This is a genomic window from Streptomyces sp. NPDC047000 (assembly GCF_040644295.1).
Classification (GTDB): Bacteria; Actinomycetota; Actinomycetes; order Streptomycetales; family Streptomycetaceae; genus Streptomyces.
The window spans coordinates 265,897-283,083 of sequence record NZ_JBEYWE010000001.1 but is presented as its reverse complement, the minus strand read 5'-3'; the positions used below and the strand labels follow the sequence as shown (position 1 = coordinate 283,083).

General features: G+C 73.4%; 12 protein-coding genes. 6 read left to right on the top strand and 6 right to left on the bottom strand.

What is annotated here, in order from left to right:
• Nucleotide 1: 1 nt before the first annotated feature.
• Together ABZ862_RS01170 and ABZ862_RS01165 are read left to right on the top strand one after the other, a co-directional pair.
• Nucleotides 2-946, top strand: coding sequence for a protein phosphatase 2C domain-containing protein (locus tag ABZ862_RS01170; protein WP_360950201.1), 945 nt, complete (start codon nucleotides 2-4; stop codon nucleotides 944-946).
• Nucleotides 947-2,284 (top strand): protein kinase, encoded by a 1,338-nt coding sequence (locus ABZ862_RS01165; protein ID WP_360950198.1) that lies wholly within the window; start codon nucleotides 947-949, stop codon nucleotides 2,282-2,284.
• A 188-nt stretch (nucleotides 2,285-2,472) separates the two neighbouring features.
• Here ABZ862_RS01165 and ABZ862_RS01160 read toward each other — a convergent pair whose 3' ends face one another.
• Nucleotides 2,473-3,024, bottom strand: coding sequence for a DUF1697 domain-containing protein (locus tag ABZ862_RS01160; RefSeq protein ID WP_360950195.1), 552 nt, complete (start codon nucleotides 3,022-3,024; stop codon nucleotides 2,473-2,475).
• A gap of 530 nt (nucleotides 3,025-3,554) precedes the next feature.
• On the opposite strand from ABZ862_RS01160, the gene ABZ862_RS01155 reads away from it, so the two are divergent.
• Both ABZ862_RS01155 and ABZ862_RS01150 read left to right on the top strand, forming a co-directional pair.
• Nucleotides 3,555-5,816: an MMPL family transporter gene (locus tag ABZ862_RS01155; protein WP_360950192.1), complete on the top strand. Its 2,262-nt coding sequence runs from the start codon at nucleotides 3,555-3,557 to the stop codon at nucleotides 5,814-5,816.
• A 170-nt stretch (nucleotides 5,817-5,986) separates the two neighbouring features.
• Nucleotides 5,987-6,853, top strand: coding sequence for an aminoglycoside phosphotransferase family protein (locus ABZ862_RS01150; protein WP_360950189.1), 867 nt, complete (start codon nucleotides 5,987-5,989; stop codon nucleotides 6,851-6,853).
• A 52-nt stretch (nucleotides 6,854-6,905) separates the two neighbouring features.
• Here ABZ862_RS01150 and ABZ862_RS01145 read toward each other — a convergent pair whose 3' ends face one another.
• Together ABZ862_RS01145 and ABZ862_RS01140 are read right to left on the bottom strand one after the other, a co-directional pair.
• The gene (locus ABZ862_RS01145) at nucleotides 6,906-7,628 is read right to left on the bottom strand and encodes a 3'-5' exonuclease (RefSeq protein ID WP_360950186.1); all 723 of its coding nucleotides are present in this window, start codon (nucleotides 7,626-7,628) and stop codon (nucleotides 6,906-6,908) included.
• Nucleotides 7,629-7,710: 82 nt separating this feature from the next.
• Nucleotides 7,711-8,952, bottom strand: a complete 1,242-nt coding sequence (locus ABZ862_RS01140) for an SAV2148 family HEPN domain-containing protein (RefSeq protein ID WP_360950183.1) — start codon at nucleotides 8,950-8,952, stop codon at nucleotides 7,711-7,713.
• A gap of 438 nt (nucleotides 8,953-9,390) precedes the next feature.
• Between ABZ862_RS01140 and glgX the strand changes: the two genes are divergently transcribed.
• On the top strand, nucleotides 9,391-11,580 hold the full coding sequence (glgX, locus tag ABZ862_RS01135; protein WP_360950180.1) for a glycogen debranching protein GlgX: 2,190 nt from the start codon (nucleotides 9,391-9,393) through the stop codon (nucleotides 11,578-11,580).
• Nucleotides 11,581-11,797: 217 nt separating this feature from the next.
• Nucleotides 11,798-14,182 carry a malto-oligosyltrehalose synthase gene (gene treY, locus ABZ862_RS01130; RefSeq protein WP_360950177.1) on the top strand — a complete coding sequence of 795 codons (2,385 nt, stop codon included), beginning with the start codon at nucleotides 11,798-11,800 and terminating at the stop codon, nucleotides 14,180-14,182.
• A 207-nt stretch (nucleotides 14,183-14,389) separates the two neighbouring features.
• Here treY and ABZ862_RS01125 read toward each other — a convergent pair whose 3' ends face one another.
• The 3 genes from ABZ862_RS01125 to ABZ862_RS01115 all read right to left on the bottom strand — a co-directional run bounded on the left by ABZ862_RS01125 (nucleotide 14,390) and on the right by ABZ862_RS01115 (nucleotide 17,025).
• Nucleotides 14,390-14,854, bottom strand: a complete 465-nt coding sequence (locus tag ABZ862_RS01125; RefSeq protein WP_360950174.1) for an SSI family serine proteinase inhibitor — start codon at nucleotides 14,852-14,854, stop codon at nucleotides 14,390-14,392.
• Nucleotides 14,851-16,176, bottom strand: coding sequence for a M14 family zinc carboxypeptidase (locus tag ABZ862_RS01120; protein WP_360950171.1), 1,326 nt, complete (start codon nucleotides 16,174-16,176; stop codon nucleotides 14,851-14,853). Before ABZ862_RS01120 ends, ABZ862_RS01125 begins: the two co-directional genes overlap by 4 nt.
• 297 nt (nucleotides 16,177-16,473) lie before the next feature.
• Nucleotides 16,474-17,025 (bottom strand): DUF1707 and FHA domain-containing protein, encoded by a 552-nt coding sequence (locus tag ABZ862_RS01115; protein WP_360950168.1) that lies wholly within the window; start codon nucleotides 17,023-17,025, stop codon nucleotides 16,474-16,476.
• Nucleotides 17,026-17,187 lie beyond the last annotated feature (162 nt).

The window sequence follows — 17,187 nt, the reverse complement described above, 5'->3', positions numbered from 1 at the left end:
GGTGCGACGGTGGGAGACCCTGAGCGGCACCGTCCAGGGAGTCAACAAGAGGCGCAACCAGGACTGGTTCACGGTGCAGGGCACCGGTTCCGGTGACGATCCGCTGGTGCTGGCGGTGGCCGACGGGCACGGCTCTGCGGTGCACGCGCGCAGCGACCTGGGCGCGCGCTTCGCCGTGGACCGGTTCACCGCGCTGGCCGCCGAGTTCGGCCGGTCGGCCCGCGACTGCCATGAACCGGGGCGGCTGGCCCGTCTGATGACGTACGCCCGGGACGACTTCCCGCGCGCCCTCGTGCAGGCGTGGCGGGAGACGGCCCTGGGCCACTGGGAGCGCAGGCCTCCCCGTCCGGACGCGGGCGGCCCCGAGCCGCGCCCGGACCAGAAGCTGGTGCTGTACGGCACCACGCTGATCGGCGCCGTCCTCACGCCGTGGCTGTTCGTGGCCTGGCAGATCGGTGACGGTGATCTCGCGGTCGTCGAGCACGACGGCACCCTGTGCCGCCCGCTGGCGCCCGCGGAGGAGGACCTGGGCGACGAGACCGAGTCGCTGTGCGGCCGGGACGCGTGGCGGTCGGTGCGGATGCACTGGGCGCCGGTGTTCGAGGAGGCACGCACCCCGCGTCTCGTGGTGCTGTCCACGGACGGGCTGTCCAAGAGTTACGCGTCGGGCGACGGCTACCGGCAGTTCGTCGCGGACCTGGACGGCCGGCTGACGTCGGAGGGCGACGAGGACGTACGGGCCGCGCTGCCCCGGTGGCTGGGGCAGGCGTCACAGTACTCGGGCGACGACACGACCCTGGTGGCGGCGCTGCGGCACGCCTACGCGGACCACGCGCGGCCGGCAAAGCGCGCGCCGTCGCCGTCCGGGGCGGCCGGGCCCGTCCCGGACGAGTGGCCGGCGGCCGGCGGCGGCCGCACGGAACTGGAACGGAATTCGGAGACGTAGATGAGCGGCATGCTCGACAGCGGTACCCGCCTCACGGCGGAGAACGGCGACGAGGTCGAGATCACCGGCTTCCTCGGCGCGGGCGGCCAGGGCGAGGTGTACCGGGTGCGGACGCCGGCCGGGGAACGCGCGCTGAAGTGGTACTACCCGACGTGCGCGACCCCGGAGCAGGAGGCGATCGTACGGGAGCTGGTGGACCGGGACTTCGCCGACGACCGGTTCCTGTGGCCGGAGGCGTACGTGCCGGAGCACCATGGCTCGTACGGCTATCTGATGGGACTGCGCCCGGACCGGTTCAAGGGACTGCCCGCGCTGTTCCGCCGCCGGCTGCGCACCAGCACGCGGGCGCTGCTGACGGCGTGCCTCTACACGGTGGAGGCGTACCAGGCGCTGCACTCGCGCGGCATCGCCTACCGGGACATCTCCTGGGGCAACATCTTCTTCGATCCGGCCACCGGTGACGTGCTGGTCTGCGACAACGACAACGCGGTGGTGGAGGGCGACGCCAGCGGCATCTCCGGGACGATGGAGTTCATGGCCCCGGAGCTGGTGCGCGGCGATCCGGGTGCCCGGCCCGGCACCCAGTCCGATCTGCACTCGCTCGCCGTGCTGCTGTTCATGCTGCTGATGAACCATCATCCGCTGAAGGGCAGACGGGAGTTGCAGATCCACTGCCTGGACGAGGCCGCGGAACGCAAGCTCTACGGCAGGGACCCGCTGTTCGTGTTCGATCCGGCCGACGACTCCAACGCCCCCGACCCGGCGGAGCACGCGACCGTGCTGGCCACCTGGGACGCGGCGGCGGGCAGGCTCCAGGAGCTGTTCCGCCGCGGTTTCACCACCGGGCTGCACGACCCGGCGTCCCGGGTGCGGGAGTCGGAATGGCGCAACGCGCTGCGGGCGGTGCTGGACTCGGTGGTGGAGTGCGCCTCCTGCGGGCGGCAGAACATGACCGAGCCGGGCGAGAACCCGCCGCCGCGGCTGTGCTGGGGCTGCGGGCAGCGGCTGGTCCTGCCGCCGCGGCTGACGGTGACGACCGCCCCGCCGCGCACCGAGCACCACATCCGGCTGCGCCGGGCCGCCCGGGTGCACGAGCACCATCTGGACCCGGAGCCGGCGCGGCACGACTGCTCGGACGCCTCGCTGGTCGCGGAACTGGTCGAGCACCCGTCGAAGCCGGGCCGCTACGGCATCGCCAACCGCTCCGAGGAGACCTGGACGGGGGCCCGTTCGGACGGCACCGTGCAGCGGATCGGCCCGGGACAGACCGTGCCACTGCGCTCGGGTCTGGAGCTGGACCTCGGGGGCGGCGCCCGGGCGGTCGTACGGGCCGGGTGAACCGGGCGGCGCCGGTGCGGCGTTCGCGGTCCGGCGCTCCCCTGCGCCGCCGGACCGCGACGCGCGCCGGACCGCGGCGTACCGCAGGGGCACGTTTCTTCTCACGGCCGGCACCTACTACTGCGTTCCGTGGCATGTGAATGTCACAGCCTGACGCGTCGTGACCGGGCGGGCCCCACGGCGTGCCGTCAGCCGGTGCGGGTCAGCTCCGCCAGTTTGACGACCGTGTTCCAGTTGCGGGTGGTCGCGACCAGCCCTTTGCCGAGACGGGGACGGCTGAGGCACTCGGCGAGTCTGGAGCGGCCCAGTCCGTCGGGGGCGTAGAGGTACAGGGCGCGGTCGCCGAGGCGGAACTCCTCCGGCAGGAAGGCCGGCCGGTCGATCTCGGCGAAACGGTCCGCGTCGACCGGCTGGGAGAAGTAGGTGACGTGCAGCTGCCTGGCCTCCAGCTCGGCGGCCGGGAACGGGCAGTCCGCGACGACGGCCGCGAGATAGGCGTGGTCGCGCACCAGGACGTCCACGGTGAAGCCGAACTCCCGCTCGACGGCCCCGGCCAGTTCGGCGGCCAGCGATTCCTCGTCACCGTGATCGACGGTGAACGCCGCCTGGCCGCTCTGCAGATACGTGCTCACACCGGTGTGCCCGAGCCCCTCCATGAGGGTGCGGAGCCGGGCCATCGGGAGTTTCTTCCTGCCGCCCACATTGATCCCGCGCAGCAGCACGGCGTACGTCGTCGTCACACGCCCACCCTAGGGCCTGTACGGGGTGGTGATCCGGATCAGGGAGCGGGGCGTGGTGCGTGCGATCGCAAGGCGCCGAACTGCCCTTGTGGCGGAGCCACCAGGGCAGTTCGGCAACGCGGCGAGCGTGCGTGCCACGCCCCGCGAGCCCGGATCACCACCCCGTACAGGCCCTGAGCGGCTGCCGTGCCCCGTGGGGGTGGGCACGGCAGCCGCCGCGGGAGGCCGCCGGTGCGGCTCGGCGAAACTCTGGCCGACCGGGGCGCGCGGATCAACGACCACACGCGGTCGGGGGCTGTCCGACAAAGTTTCGCCCTCACCCCCCGACCCTGATCTCCACCCCTGAGAGCGGCTGGTGGATGTCAGGGTCGGCCGTCCTCCCCAGTGCGGAGGGGGCGCGGTCCGACGGGAGGAGCGGGGGGCTCGGTACTTCACCGGACAGCACGAGGTGACGGGCTTATCCGGCCCATACCTTCGAACCGGAGGGCGAGGGCAGCGGGCCGTCGCGACGACAAGGGGGCAAGCCCGTCATGCAGAACCGAGAATCGCGGGTGCGGGGCCTGGCCGCGCGGGCCGGCGGCTGGAGCGCACGGCACCGATGGGCGGCGGTCGGCATATGGGTGCTGTTCGTCGTCCTGGCGATGGGACTCGGTTCGGCCGCGGGCCGGGTCGACGTCAAGGAGACGGGCCAGCTCAAGGGCGAGATCCACACCGCCGGCCGGATCATCGACGACGCCGGGATCGAGTCTCCGGCCGGCGAGTCCGTACTCGTCCAGGCGAAGAGCGGCAGCGCGAAGGCCACGGACCCGGAGTTCCGGTCCGCCGTCGCCGCGGTCGTCGAGGCCGTCGGGAGGACCGGCAGGGTGACGGACGTGACCTCGCCGTACGACACGAGGACGATATCCCGGGACGGGCGCAGCGCCCTCGTGCAGTTCGACATGCGGGGCGACCCCGAGACCGCGTCGCAGCGGGTGGAGCCGGTGCTGAACGCCGTCGCCGGGGTCCAGAAGGACCACACGTCGCTGCGGATCGAGGAGATCGGCAGCGCCAGCATGCACAAGCAGTACGACGACGCGTTCGGCGACGACTTCCAGCAGGCGGAGCTCTCCGCCGTGCCGGTGGCGCTGGGCATCCTGCTGATCGCCTTCGGCGCGCTGGTGGCGGCCCTGCTGCCGGTCGGCCTCGCGGTCACCGCGATCATGGCGACGATGGGCCTGATGGGCGTCGTCAGCCACCTCCAGCCGATGAGCGACACCGCCAACTCCGTGATGCTGCTGGTCGGTATGGCGGTCGGCGTCGACTACTGCCTGTTCTATCTGCGCCGGGAGCGCGAGGAACGGGAGGCGGGCCGGGACGCGCAGACCGCGCTGCGGATCGCCGCCGCGACCAGCGGCAGGGCGATCATCATCTCCGGTATCACGGTGTGCGTGGCGATGGCGGGCATGCTGTTCACCGGGATCGCCGAGTTCGAGGCGATGGGCCTGGCCTCGCTGATGGTGGTGGCGGTCGCCATGGTCGGTTCGGTGACCGTGCTGCCCGCGCTGCTGTCACTGCTGGGCGAGCGGGTCGAGAAGGGCCGCATCCCCTTCCTGAAGCGGCGCAGGCGGTCCGGGGGCGGCAGCTCCGAGAGCCGGTTCTGGAACACCGTGCTGCGCGGTGTGCTGGCCAGGCCGTGGGTGGCCGTCGTCGTGGCGGCGGGTGCGCTGCTCGCCGTGGCGTCGCCCGCGCTGGGCATGAAGACCGCCCAGCTCACCCTGGACCAGGAGTTCGGCGACACCCTGCCGATCGTCCAGACGTACAACCGGATCAACGACGCGTTCCCGGGCGGCTCCGAGCCCGCCGAGGTGGTCGTGAAGGCCAGGGACATCAACTCCGCCGAGGTGCGTGACGCGCTGCTGCGGTTCAAGGACGAGGCGATCAGCTCGGGCGCCTCGCGCGGCCCGGTCGAGATCAAGGTGCACGACGCCCAGAACGTCGCCCTGGTCTATGTCCCGCTGGTCGGCGGTTCCGACCTGGACAAGGCGACCGCGAGCCTGGAGAAGCTGCGCGACGAGGTGCGGCCCGCCACGCTCGGCACGGTCGACGGCGTCCAGGCGCCGATCACCGGCCAGGTCGCCGGCTCGCACGACTTCAACGACCAGCTCCTCGGCTCCGTCGGCCCGGTCTTCGCGTTCGTCGTGGTCTTCGCCTTCCTGCTGATGCTGCTGTCCTTCCGCTCCCTGACGGTCGCGCTCACCTCGATCCTGCTGAACCTGCTGTCCGTGGGCGCCGCCTACGGCATCCTCGTCGCCGTCTTCCAGCACGGCTGGGGCGCCTCGCTGGTCGGCGCGCGGGGCGTGGGTGCCATCGTCAGCTGGCTGCCGCTGTTCCTCTTCGTGATCCTGTTCGGCCTGTCGATGGACTACCACGTGTTCGTGGTCTCCCGGATCCGTGAGGCCCGGCTGCGCGGCCTCAGCACCCGGGACGCCGTCCGGCACGGTGTGGTCACCACGGCCGGTGTCGTCACCAGCGCCGCCGTCATCATGGTCGCCGTGTTCGCGATCTTCGGCACGCTGTCCATGCAGACCATGAAGCAGATGGGCGTGGGCCTGGCGGCGGCGGTGCTCATCGACGCGACGGTCATCCGGGGCGTGCTGCTCCCGGCGGTGATGGCGCTGCTGGACGAGCGCAACTGGTACCTGCCCAGGTGGCTGCGCCGGCTGCCCGACCTCAGCCACGACGAGTCGCCCGCGGCGGTGACCCGCGTGGTCCGGGGCGAGGACGAGGACGAGACCGCACCCGCCGAGGTCTGACCCCCTCCCTCCAGGCCCCGGGCCCGCCGGCCCTCCCCACCCGGCACCCCGGGGCCTCCCGGCCACCCACCCGCCCCACCGCCCGGAGGGATCCGCTCCGTCGTGTCCCCCGCGGGCAGCGGATGCGAGACTGGCCGCCGGCGGTACGGAACTCCGGCGGAGGCGGGCGGATGGACGAGGCACAGGCACGGCGCGTACTGATCGCGGCCGGCGTCGTGCCCACCGCCGCCGCCCTGCGCGCCCGCCTCCTGGCCCTCGGCGAGAACGCCGTCTTCGCCGCCGGTGACCTGGTCGTCAAGGTGGGCCGGGACGCCGAACTGCTCGACCGGGCCCGCCGCGAGCTGGACATCGCGGGGTGGCTCGCCGGGGCCGGGGTCCCGGCGGCCCGGGCGGCCGGACCCGCACCGCTGCTCGTCGAGGACCACCCGGTGACGGTGTGGCACCGCCTGCCCGACCCGGTACGCCCCGCCGGACCGCGGGACCTGGCCCGTCTCCTCCGCCTGGTGCACGCCCTGCCCGACCCGCCCTTCCCCCTCCCGCCCCGCGACCTGCTGGGCGGCGTGGAACGCTGGCTGCGCCTCGCGGGCGACGCGATCGCTCCGGCGGACGCGGCGTTTCTCCGCGACCGCCGGGACGCGTACACGGCCGCCGCGGCCGCCCTCGCCCCCCGCCTCGCTCCCGGCCCGGTCCACGGCGACGCGCTCCCCCGCAATGTGCACATCACCCCGGCCGGCCCGGTCCTCCTGGACCTGGAGACCTTCTCCTGCGATCTGCGGGAGCACGATCTGGTGGTGATGGCCCTGACCAGGGACCGCTACGGCCTGCCGGCGGAGTCCTACGACGCCTTCACCACGGCCTACGGCTGGGACGTGACCGGCTGGGAGGGCTGCGCGGTCCTCCGGGGCGCGAGGGAGACGGCCAGCTGTGCGTGGGTCGCCCAGCACACCCCGACCGACCCGGGGGCCCTGACGGAGTTCACCCGCAGAGTGGCGTCACTGCGGGAGAGCGACGAAACCGTCCGCTGGCACTCGTTCTGAACGGCCCCCCGCCGTCCGGGGGCACGCGACCGGGCTCACCGCCGCACCGCGATCATCCCCGCACCCCCGCGACGGACCGCATCGGCCACTCCCCGTCGACCACGGCCTCCGCGTCCCCCTTCTTGCGCAGGAACGCCTGGAAGTCCGCCGCCCAGGCCGCGTACCACCCGGCCTGCCGCCGGTGCAGCTCCGCGGGGGCGAGTGCGGCTATCTTCCCGTGCCGGCCGGCTATGGCCCCCGCGAGCCGCGCGGCGGCCAGCGCGTCGGCCAGGGCGTCGTGAGCGGTACCGAGCACGACCCCGTACTCCGCGCACACCGCCTCGAGGTTCCGCTTCCCCGGCCGGTACCGCTCGACCCGCCGGTCGATGGTGTACGGGTCGATGACAGGCGCGGGTTCCCGCCCGCCGAGCCGCTCCCGCAGCGAGGGCAGCCCGTGCCGCCGCAGTTCGGCGGAGAGCAGCGTGAGATCGAACGTGGCGTTGTACGCGACGACCGGCACTCCCGTGTTCCAGTACCCCGCCAGCACCTCGGCGATGGCGTCCGCCACCTGGTCCGCCGGACGGCCCTCCGCCGCGGCCCGCTCACTGCTGATCCCGTGCACGGCCACCGCGTCCGCCGGGATCTCCATGCCCGGGTCGGCGAGCCACTCGCGGCGCCCGAGCGGCTGTCCGTCCTTGACCTCGATCACGGCGCCCGTGACGATGCGCGCCTCACGCGGATCGGTCCCGGTCGTCTCCAGGTCGAAGCCGATCAGCAGCTCCCGGTGCCAGCCCATGGGGTCCCCCTTTCGTGGTGCTCTCCCCCGAGTGGTCCCCACCATCGCACGCGCCACTGACAATGAGCCGCGGACGCACGGATCAGGACACAGGCCGCGAATCCGCCCACATCTGCTCGAACTCCTCGCGGTAGGCGGGAAAGAGGCCGCCCTCGTCGATCTCGTCCGACTTGACGACCCGGCTTCCGCCGCGCAGCACGAACACCGGCGTCTCCATCCCGCGGCTGCGCCGCAGATAGGCCTGGACCACGGCCACGCCGTCCGTGCCGTCGCCGTCGACGAGGTAGGCGGAGAAACGCGGCGTCTCGTCGTAGACCTGGATCCCGAAGGCGCCGGGGTCGCGCAGCCGGGCACGCACCCGGCGCATGTGCAGGATGTTCATCTCGACCGACCGGGACAGTTCGCCCCGCTTCATCCCGAGTTCGCGCTCCCGGCGCTTCACCGCGCTGGAGGCCGGGCTGAGGAAGAGCAGCCGCACCCGGCAGCCCGCCTCGGCCAGCCGCACCAGACGGCGCCCGGAGAAGTTCTGCACCAGGAGGTTGAGGCCGATGCCGACGGCGTCCAGCCGCCGGGCGCCGCCGAAGATGTCCTCGGCCGGGAACTGCCGCAGCAGCCGCACCCGGTCGGGATGCACGGCGACGACGTCCGCGTACCGGTCGCCGACGAGGTCCTCGACGGCGTCGACGGGCAGCCGGCGCGCGGAGGGCACGTCACTGCCCGCGCCGAGGATCTCCAGCAGCCGGGCGGAGGCCCGCTCGGCCTGCCGGAGCACCGCCTCGGACAGCGCGCGGTTGCGGGAGACGACGTTGCGGGTCACCTCCAGCTCGTCCAGGGCGAGTTCGACGTCGCGGCGCTCGTCGACGTACGGCTCGAAGCACGGCCAGTGCTGCACCATCAGCTCGCGCAGCTGAGGAAGCGTCAGGAAACTGATCACATTGTCGTCGGCCGGGTCCAGCAAGTAGCCCTTGCGGCGGCTGACTTCGCGTACGGCGACGGCACGCTGCACCCATTCCTGTCCGGCCGGTCCGGCCGCGGCGACCACCCATTCGTCGCCGTGGACGGGTTCGTAGATCGGGCGCAGCACGGCGGCGACGACCGCGCGCAGCCGTTGTTCCACGAGGTTCAGCCAGATGTAGGCCCGGCCGGCCCGCTGGGCGCGGACGTGCACCTCGCGCCAGGCACCGGCGTCCCAGTCCAGTTCCGGGCCGATGGCCCCCGCCGCGTCCATCGGACGGGCCAAGGACACCGCGCCGGGCGGGACTTCTGCCGAGTTCCCCTCATGACCGTTGTCACCAGGGGGCAACTCCAGCCCTCCCGAGCCCACCCGTGCACCGCCTTCCGCTCCCCCGAGCACTCCCTGTCCAACGATCAAGGAAGGGTACTCCGGGAGTGACCGGCGGTGCAGCCGGATGACGAAGGCGATTCCGAACTGTCCTGCCTCCGCCGACCGTTCGGCGCACCGGGGCCGGCACGGGTGCGGGAGGGGGCCTGCCGCCGGGGGACGGCGTCCGCCCCCTCCCCGTGCGGCTCCCGCCGGCCCCGCCGGTCCCCCGCCGGCTCCCGCCGGGGACGCATCCCCATACGTACGTCGGAATAGATGTTCGACGGATGACACGCGGGGACCGGGGCATGGGCAGATCTTCACGCGTATGCACGGGGCGAGCGGCAAGAGGGACGTACGCCACTGATGCTTCCCTCACTTTCGGGGAGACTCGACGACAAGGCGCCCCCAACGGCGCGGCAACCTGAAAGAGTCGTAACCATGCAGGTCTGGCCCGGCGAGGCATATCCCCTCGGCGCCACGTACGACGGCGCCGGCACCAACTTCGCGGTCTTCTCGGAGGCCGCGGACCGAGTAGAGCTGTGTCTGCTGCACGACGACGGCTCGGAAACGGCGGTGGAGCTCAAGGAGACCGACGCGTTCGTACGGCACGCCTATGTGCCGGGTGTCATGCCGGGGCAGCGGTACGGCTACCGGATGCACGGACCGTACGCGCCCGAGCACGGGCAGCGCTGCAACTCGGCGAAGCTGCTGCTCGACCCCTACGCGAAGGCGGTCAGCGGCTCGGTGCGCTGGGGCGAGGAGGTCTACGGCTACCACTTCGGCGAACCGGAGCGGCGCAACGACCTGGACTCGGCGCCGCACACCATGACGTCGGTCGTGGTCAACCCGTACTTCGACTGGGGCGACGACCGGCGGCCGCGTACCGGGTACCACCACACGGTGATCTACGAGGCCCATGTGAAGGGCCTCACCATGCGCCACCCGGGGCTGCCGGAGGAGCTGCGCGGCACGTACGCCGGTCTGGCGCACCCGGCGGTCATCGACCACCTCACCTCGCTCGGTGTCACCACGCTCGAGCTGATGCCCGTACACCAGTTCGTCAACGACCACCGGCTGGTCGACATGGGCCTCAACAACTACTGGGGCTACAACACCATCGGCTTCTTCGCCCCGCACAACGCCTACGCGTCCTGGGGCGACCGGGGGCAGCAGGTCCTGGAGTTCAAGTCGGCGGTGCGCGCGCTGCACGAGGCGGGCATCGAGGTCATCCTCGACGTGGTCTACAACCACACCGCCGAGGGCAACCACCTGGGCCCGACGCTGTCCTTCCGGGGCATCGACAACGCGTCGTACTACCGCCTCGCGGACGACCCGCGCTACTACATGGACACCACGGGCACCGGCAACACGCTGCGGATGCGCTCGCCGCACGTGCTCCAGCTGATCATGGACTCGCTGCGCTACTGGGTCACCGAGATGCATGTCGACGGCTTCCGCTTCGACCTCGCGGCGACGCTGGCCCGGCAGTTCCACGAGGTGGACCGGCTGTCGTCGTTCTTCGACCTGGTGCAGCAGGACCCGGTGGTCTCCCAGGTGAAGCTGATCGCCGAGCCGTGGGACGTGGGCGAGGGCGGCTACCAGGTCGGCAACTTCCCGCCGCTGTGGACCGAGTGGAACGGCAAGTACCGGGACACCGTGCGCGACCTGTGGCGGGGCGAGCCGCGGGCCCTCGCGGAGTTCGCCTCCCGGCTGACCGGGTCCTCCGACCTCTACCAGGACGACGGCCGCCGCCCGCTCGCCTCCATCAACTTCGTGACCTGCCACGACGGCTTCACGCTGCGCGATCTCGTGTCGTACAACGAGAAGCGCAACGCGGCCAACGGCGAGGACAACCGCGACGGCGAGAGCCACAACCGGTCGTGGAACTGCGGGGCCGAGGGCGAGACCGACGACCCGGCGGTGCTGGAGCTGCGCGCCCGGCAGACCCGGAACTTCCTCGCCACGCTGATGCTGTCCCAGGGCGTGCCCATGCTCAGCCACGGCGACGAGCTGGGGCGCACCCAGAGCGGCAACAACAACGCGTACTGCCAGGACAGCGAGCTGTCCTGGGTGCGCTGGCCGGCGGATCGGCGGGAGACCGCAGAGACCGGGGTTCCGGAAGGGGCCGACGGGGCTGATGGGACCGATGGGGCCGCGGAGGCCGGCGGGGACGGCGCGCTGCTGGAGTTCACGCGGGCGATGGTGGGGCTGCGCAAGGACCACCCCGTCTTCCGGCGGCGCCGCTTCTTCCACGGGCGGCCCGTGGAGGGCACCCACGACGACCTCTCCGACATCGCCTGGTTCACCCCGGAGGGCCAGGAGATGACCCAGCGGGACTGGGACTCGGCGCAGGCCTCGGCGATGACGGTGTTCCTGAACGGCAACGCGATCTCGGAGCCCGACGCGCGCGGGCAGCGCATCACCGACGACTCGTTCCTGCTGCTGTTCAACGCCTCGCCGGAGACCCTCGAGTTCGTCGTGCCGGTCAATCACGGACGGCAGTGGGAGGTCGTGGTCGACACGGGCCGCCCGGAGGGCGTGGCGCCGGGCACGGGCGAGAAGGTGGCGGCCGGAGAGCGGCTGACCCTGCTGGACCGCAGCATGGCGGTACTGCGCCGGCCGGCGTAGCCGGCGGGGAGCCGCGGCCGCCGCGCGCGGGCGCCGTCCGGACCGGGCCGCCGGTCCGCCCGGCCCCGCGCGCGGCGGCCGTCCCGGGTCCGCGCCCGCATGGCCGACGCGCCCGTCCCGTGCGCGTGGCGGCACGTCCGTGCGGCGCACCCCCGCGGGGCGGGCGAGTGTCCGGGCGGGTGACACGAAGTCCGCCCCGGCGGGTACGTAGCTCTTCATGACATCTGAGCGCCCCCCAGCGACCGTGCCCACGGCCACCTACCGGCTCCAGCTCCAGCCCGGGTTCCCCTTCGCCGCCGCGGCCGCCGCCGTGCCGTATCTGGCGTCGCTCGGCATGTCGCATCTGCATCTGTCACCCGTCCTGGAGGCCGTCCCGGGCTCCCCGCACGGCTACGACGTCGTGGACCCCGCGCGCGTGCGCGAGGAGCTCGGCGGCGAGGCGGGGCTGCGGGAGCTGGCGCGCACCGCGCGGGAGCACGGCCTCGGTCTGGTGGCCGACATCGTGCCCAACCACATGGCGATGGACCCGGTGCACAACCGGGCCCTGCGGGAGGTGCTGCGGGAGGGCCCCGGCTCGCCGTACGCGCGCTGGTTCGACATCGACTGGGAGGCGCAGGACGGCCGCGTGCTGCTGCCGGTCCTGGGCGGGCCGCTCGGCACCGAGCTGGGGCGGCTGACGGCCGGGGACGGTGTACTGCGCTATTACGACCAGACGTTCCCGCTGCGCGAGGGCACCGCGGATCTGCCGCTGCCGGAGCTGCTGGACGCCCAGTGGTACCGGCTCGCCTGGTGGCGGCTGGCCCGCACGGAGCTGAACTACCGGCGGTTCTTCAGCATCTCGGAGCTGATCGGGGTGCGGGTGGAGGACCCGGCGGTGTTCGAGGCGACGCACGGCAAGATCCTCCGGCTGCTGGACGAGGGCGTCCTCGACGGACTGCGCGTCGACCACCCCGACGGTCTCGCCGACCCGGGGGGCTATCTCACGCGGCTGCACGAGGCCACCGGCGGGCGCTGGACGGTCGTGGAGAAGATCCTCGCGGACGGCGAGCGGCTGCCCGGCTCCTGGCCCGTGGCGGGCACCACGGGCTACGACGCCCTGCGCCGCGTGGACGGCGTCCTCGCCGATCCGGTGGGGGCCGGGGAGCTGCTGGGGCACTACCGGCGCCGTGCGGCCCCGGAGCCGGACCTCGGCGGGGACTGGGCGGCGACGGCACGGCACGCGGCGTACGAGGTGATCACGCACGAGCTGGCCACCGAGCTGGACCGGCTGACCCGGGTGGCCGGCCGTCTGTGCGCGGCGTCCCCGGGACTCGCGCTGCGCGACCGGGCCCCCTGGGCACTGCGCACGGCCCTGCGGGAGCTGCTGGTGCGGATGGAGGTCTACCGGCCCTACGGCGCCGCGGACGCGGCCGGCGTCGTCACCGAGGAGGCCGCGGAGGAGGCCCGGCGCGCCTTCGCCGTGCCGGAGGAGGCGGGGGCCGTGGACGCCGTACGGGGTCTGCTGCTGGCGTCGGCCGACGGCGCCGGGCACGACGCGTACGACCTCGCGGAGTTCCGCGCGCGCTTCGCCCAGACGTCGTCGGCGCTGCGCGCGAAGTCCGTCGAGGACACCGCGTTCTACCGCTATGTGCCGCTGCTGTCGGCGACCGAGGTGGGCGGTGAACCGGGTGCCCCCACCGTGCCGCCGGAGGACTTCCACGCGTACTGCGCGCGCGTGCAGCGCGACCGGCCGGTCACCGGGACCGTCGTGTCGACCCACGACACCAAGCGCAGCGCCGACGTGCGGGCGGCCCTGGCGGTGCTGACCGAGTGCCCCGACCGCTGGGCCACAACCGTGGCCGAGGCCGAGGCGGAGACCGGGAGCGTGCCGGACGCGCAGCTCGCGTGGGCGGCCTGGCAGACGGTGTTCGGACTCGGTCCGGCTGCCGCCGGGAGGGTCCGGGACACGCTGCTCAAGCATGTGCGGGAGGCGAAGCTGCGCACCAGCTGGACGGAGCAGCAGCCGGCGTACGAGGAGGCCGTGGCCGCGTTCGTGACGGCGGGGCCCTGCGGGGCGCCCGGCGGGCGTGTCACGGCGTTGCGGGCCGCGCTGGAGCCGCACATCCGGGCCAACGTCCTCGGGACGGCCCTGCTGCATCTGACCATGCCGGGCGTGCCGGACGTCTACCAGGGCACGGAGGGCGAGTACCGGGCCCTGGTGGACCCGGACAACCGCCGTCCGGCGGCGTTCCCGCCCCGGGATCCCGGCGGCAAGGACGCGCTGACGGCGGCGGCCCTGCACTTGCGGGCACGCCACCCGGACGCCTTCGGCGAGTCGGCGACGTACGCCGCGCTGCCCGCGCGGGGGCCGGCGGCCGGGCACTGCCTGGCGTTCGCCCGCTCCGGACGGACGGTCACGGCGGTCACCCGGCTCTCCCTGCGCCTGGCGGAATCGGGCGGCTGGCAGGACACCCGCCTGCTCCTGCCTCCGGGGCGCTGGACGGACGTCCTGGCCCCGGAGCGCCGTTTCGAGGGCCATGTCCTCGCGGCCGACCTCTTCGCCCGCCTGCCGGTCGCCCTGCTGGAGCGCACGGACGACACGGCAGCCGGGCGGGCGGAGTGACAGCGGACCGGCCGCCCGGAACCCCCGGTGCGGGCCGTGTCACCGCCGACGGCGGCACGCCGGGGGATGCCGCGCGGACGCGACGCCGGCGGACAGGTGCGTACGGCGCACCCGGACACGCGCGAGGAGACGCGGGGCACGCGCGCGAGGGGGCCTCACGCGCGAGCCCCGGGCGCCGGGGAGACGACGCGCCGGAAGGGCGACGGGTCAGGCGTCGAGGGCGAAGACGTCGCGCGTGAGGGCCGACATCTCACAGGTGTTCGAGAAGGTGCGCGCGTAGGTGACCCGCGTGCCGTTCCACACGCCCTGCGCCCGGGCGGTGACCGGGGCGTAGATCATCGGGCAGAGGGCGTCCTTGCGCGGGACGGCGCCGATGTCGCCGGAGGCCGCGTCGAGTTCGGCGCAGGCGTCGGCGGCGCGGGCGTGTCCCCGGGGCGGGTCGCACAGCAGGAGGGCATCGCGGGAGGCGCCCGCACGGGAACCGCTCCCGCGGGAGCCGTCCGCGCGCGCGTCGCCGTGGGTGACGGTGACGTACATCCAGTTGCCGTGACCGTGGCGGTGGTGGCCGTGCGGGTACGGGTCCGCCTGGGCGGAGGTCTGGCCCACGGCCAGGAGCGCGGTCGCGGCGAGCAGGGCGCCGCGCACCGTCGTCGATCGGGTGAAGTGGTTCATTCCCGGTGCATCGGCACGGCGGCCTCCGTACCCCAGCCCGGCTCACCCGAACGGGGACGCACCCGCGCGTGGCGGGCGGCGAGTTCGCAGGTGCTGAGCACCACGCGCGCCTGGTACTCGGACTGGCGGGAGACGGGGATCCAGCGTGCCTGGAAGCCGTCGCGGTACTCGGCGCACCAGGTGTCGATCAGGCCGTCCAGTTCGGGCAGCACGCCGGCCGGGTCGTGGCCGGAGGCGAGGACGAGCCGGTGCAGCAGTCCCGCCGTGCGCAGCGCGAGGCGACGCCCGGAGAGGGCCAGGGCGACCAGATGGCCGGTGTTGAGCTGCGGCAGCCGCCGTGCGGTGCCGTCGTCGGTGTCGGGGTCCCAGGCGTCGGCGAGACCGGGGCAGATGAGCAGATAGTCGTCGACGGGGGCGAGCAGACGCGCGGTCTCGGGGGCGTCGGCCAGGTGGGACCGCAGGCGCTCCAGGAGATGTTCCAGGAGCCGTGTGTCGGCGCGCAGGGTGCGGCTGACGGTGCGCAGCCGGGTGTCGGGGTCGGTGGGCGGTGAGCCGTCCTCCACGGCGTCGACGCCCCACATGGGGGACTCGACGACGGCGGTCACCGTGCCGTGCGGCTGGGGATGGAACCACGTCGAGTCGACGGCGGCCTCGGTGATGGCGGCGGTCCGGGAGCCGCGGTGCGGCTGCGGGATCAGATGCACGGCGGGGCCGAGACGGGGCCAGTACAGGGCGTCGTAGGGGCCGAGTTCGCGCGGGATGCCGAGTCCGGCCGCGATCCGGGCGAGGCGCGGTGCGAGGCCGGGCAGGTCCCTGGTGAGCTCCACGAAGCCGCCGCCGATGTCGACGCCGTGCAGGGAGCACTGGAAGAAGGGCCGCAGTTCGTCCTGGAGGTCGAGCAGGGCGCGGGTCTCCGGCAGGGCGGCGGCCGCGGCGCCGTCGGGCAGCCATTCGGGCTGCTCGGCGAAGCCGGGGCGGAAGAAGTTCCGGAAGTAGCGGCCCAGGGTGTAAGGGCCGGTCAGCCAGCCCTCGTTGCGGCGGGAGCCGTCCGGATCGAGGCACAGCAGCAGGTTGAGGGTCAGGTCGGCGTACTCGTCGCGGCCGTGGGCGGCCAGTGCCCGTTCGGCGAGCCGCAGGACGGTGGCACCGCCGACGGGCTCGTTGGCGTGCGGTCCGGCGACGACGAGGGCCTGGCGGGCGCCGTGACCGACGGAGAGCAGCCACAGCGGCGTTCCCGCGCGGGAGGTGCCGACCGGGCGCAGCCGGGCCTGTCGGGGATGACGGGCGACGAGCGCGGCGGCATGCGCGCCCAGTTCGTCCACGGACGGGTAACGGAGGCGTGGCGGCAGGGCACACCTCCACAGTGCGGGCGCCGGCGCTTCACCTGTTGTGCACGGTGTACGCACAGTCAGTCACGCGGGCCGGGGTACGTCAACACCGCAGCGAAGGAAACCTTTCTTCAGCCACCGGACCCGCGCCTGACCCGACCCTGACCTGAGCCCGACCCGCACCAGGGCCTGGGCCGTACCCGCACCGGACCCGGGGCTTCCGGCCCGCTGCCGGGCGCGGCCCACCGGTCGGCACGGCCCGCCGGGCCGGCCCTGTCCCGGCCCGCCGGCTCAGTTCGCCGACAGCCGGAACGCCATCTGCCCGAACCCGACCTGGTCGCCCTCGCGGACGACGGCGGCGCCGATGACCCGCCGCCCGTTGACCGTCGTGCCGTTGGTGGAGCCGAGGTCCCTGAGGACCCACGTGCCGCCCTGCACGAGCAGTTCCGCGTGCACGCGGGAGACCGTCTCGTGGGTGAGCCGCAGCCCGCTGGCGGGGTCGCGGCCTATGCGCAGCGCCTGACCGCCCGCCGGGTGCGGCAGCAGCAGCTTGGGCAGCCGTTCGGCCCGCCAGGCGCGGCGCAGCCGTACGGTGAAACCGGAGACGGCCTCGACGGTGCCGAACACCGCGCGTGAAAAGCGGTTCTCCTGCGGCAGGTCGGCGGTGAGCACGGCCAGTTCGTCGCTGTGCCGGGCGGAGAGGGCGAGTTCCATGCGGCGCACGAACGTGTCGTGCGACAGCCGTCCCATGGCGACGCCGTCACGCAGCACCTTCAGCGCCTTGTCCCGTTCCGCGTCGGAGGGTCGTGCGGGGTACGTGTGGAACTCGAAGGACGACGTCACGCTGGTGATTGTCGGTCAGTGGACCCCGGGTGTCCAGAAACCGCGGAACACCCCGCCCGCGCACGTACCGGGCGCCGCCCGGCGTCACGGGGGTGACCCGAACGGTGATTCCACGGCGGATCGATCTCGTTTGACGCACGATGGACGGGCTACATGCCAGGG

Excerpts from the sequence above, each read along its gene's own strand:
- ABZ862_RS01165 (WP_360950198.1), top strand. The coding sequence starts at position 947 with ATGAGCGGCATGCTCGACAGCGGTACCCGCCTCACGGCGGAGAACGGC.
- ABZ862_RS01155 (WP_360950192.1), top strand. The coding sequence starts at position 3,555 with ATGCAGAACCGAGAATCGCGGGTGCGGGGCCTGGCCGCGCGGGCCGGC.
- ABZ862_RS01150 (WP_360950189.1), top strand. The coding sequence starts at position 5,987 with ATGGACGAGGCACAGGCACGGCGCGTACTGATCGCGGCCGGCGTCGTG.
- ABZ862_RS01145 (WP_360950186.1), bottom strand. The coding sequence starts at position 7,628 with ATGGGCTGGCACCGGGAGCTGCTGATCGGCTTCGACCTGGAGACGACC.
- glgX (WP_360950180.1), top strand. The coding sequence starts at position 9,391 with ATGCAGGTCTGGCCCGGCGAGGCATATCCCCTCGGCGCCACGTACGAC.
- treY (WP_360950177.1), top strand. The coding sequence starts at position 11,798 with ATGACATCTGAGCGCCCCCCAGCGACCGTGCCCACGGCCACCTACCGG.
- ABZ862_RS01125 (WP_360950174.1), bottom strand. The coding sequence starts at position 14,854 with ATGAACCACTTCACCCGATCGACGACGGTGCGCGGCGCCCTGCTCGCC.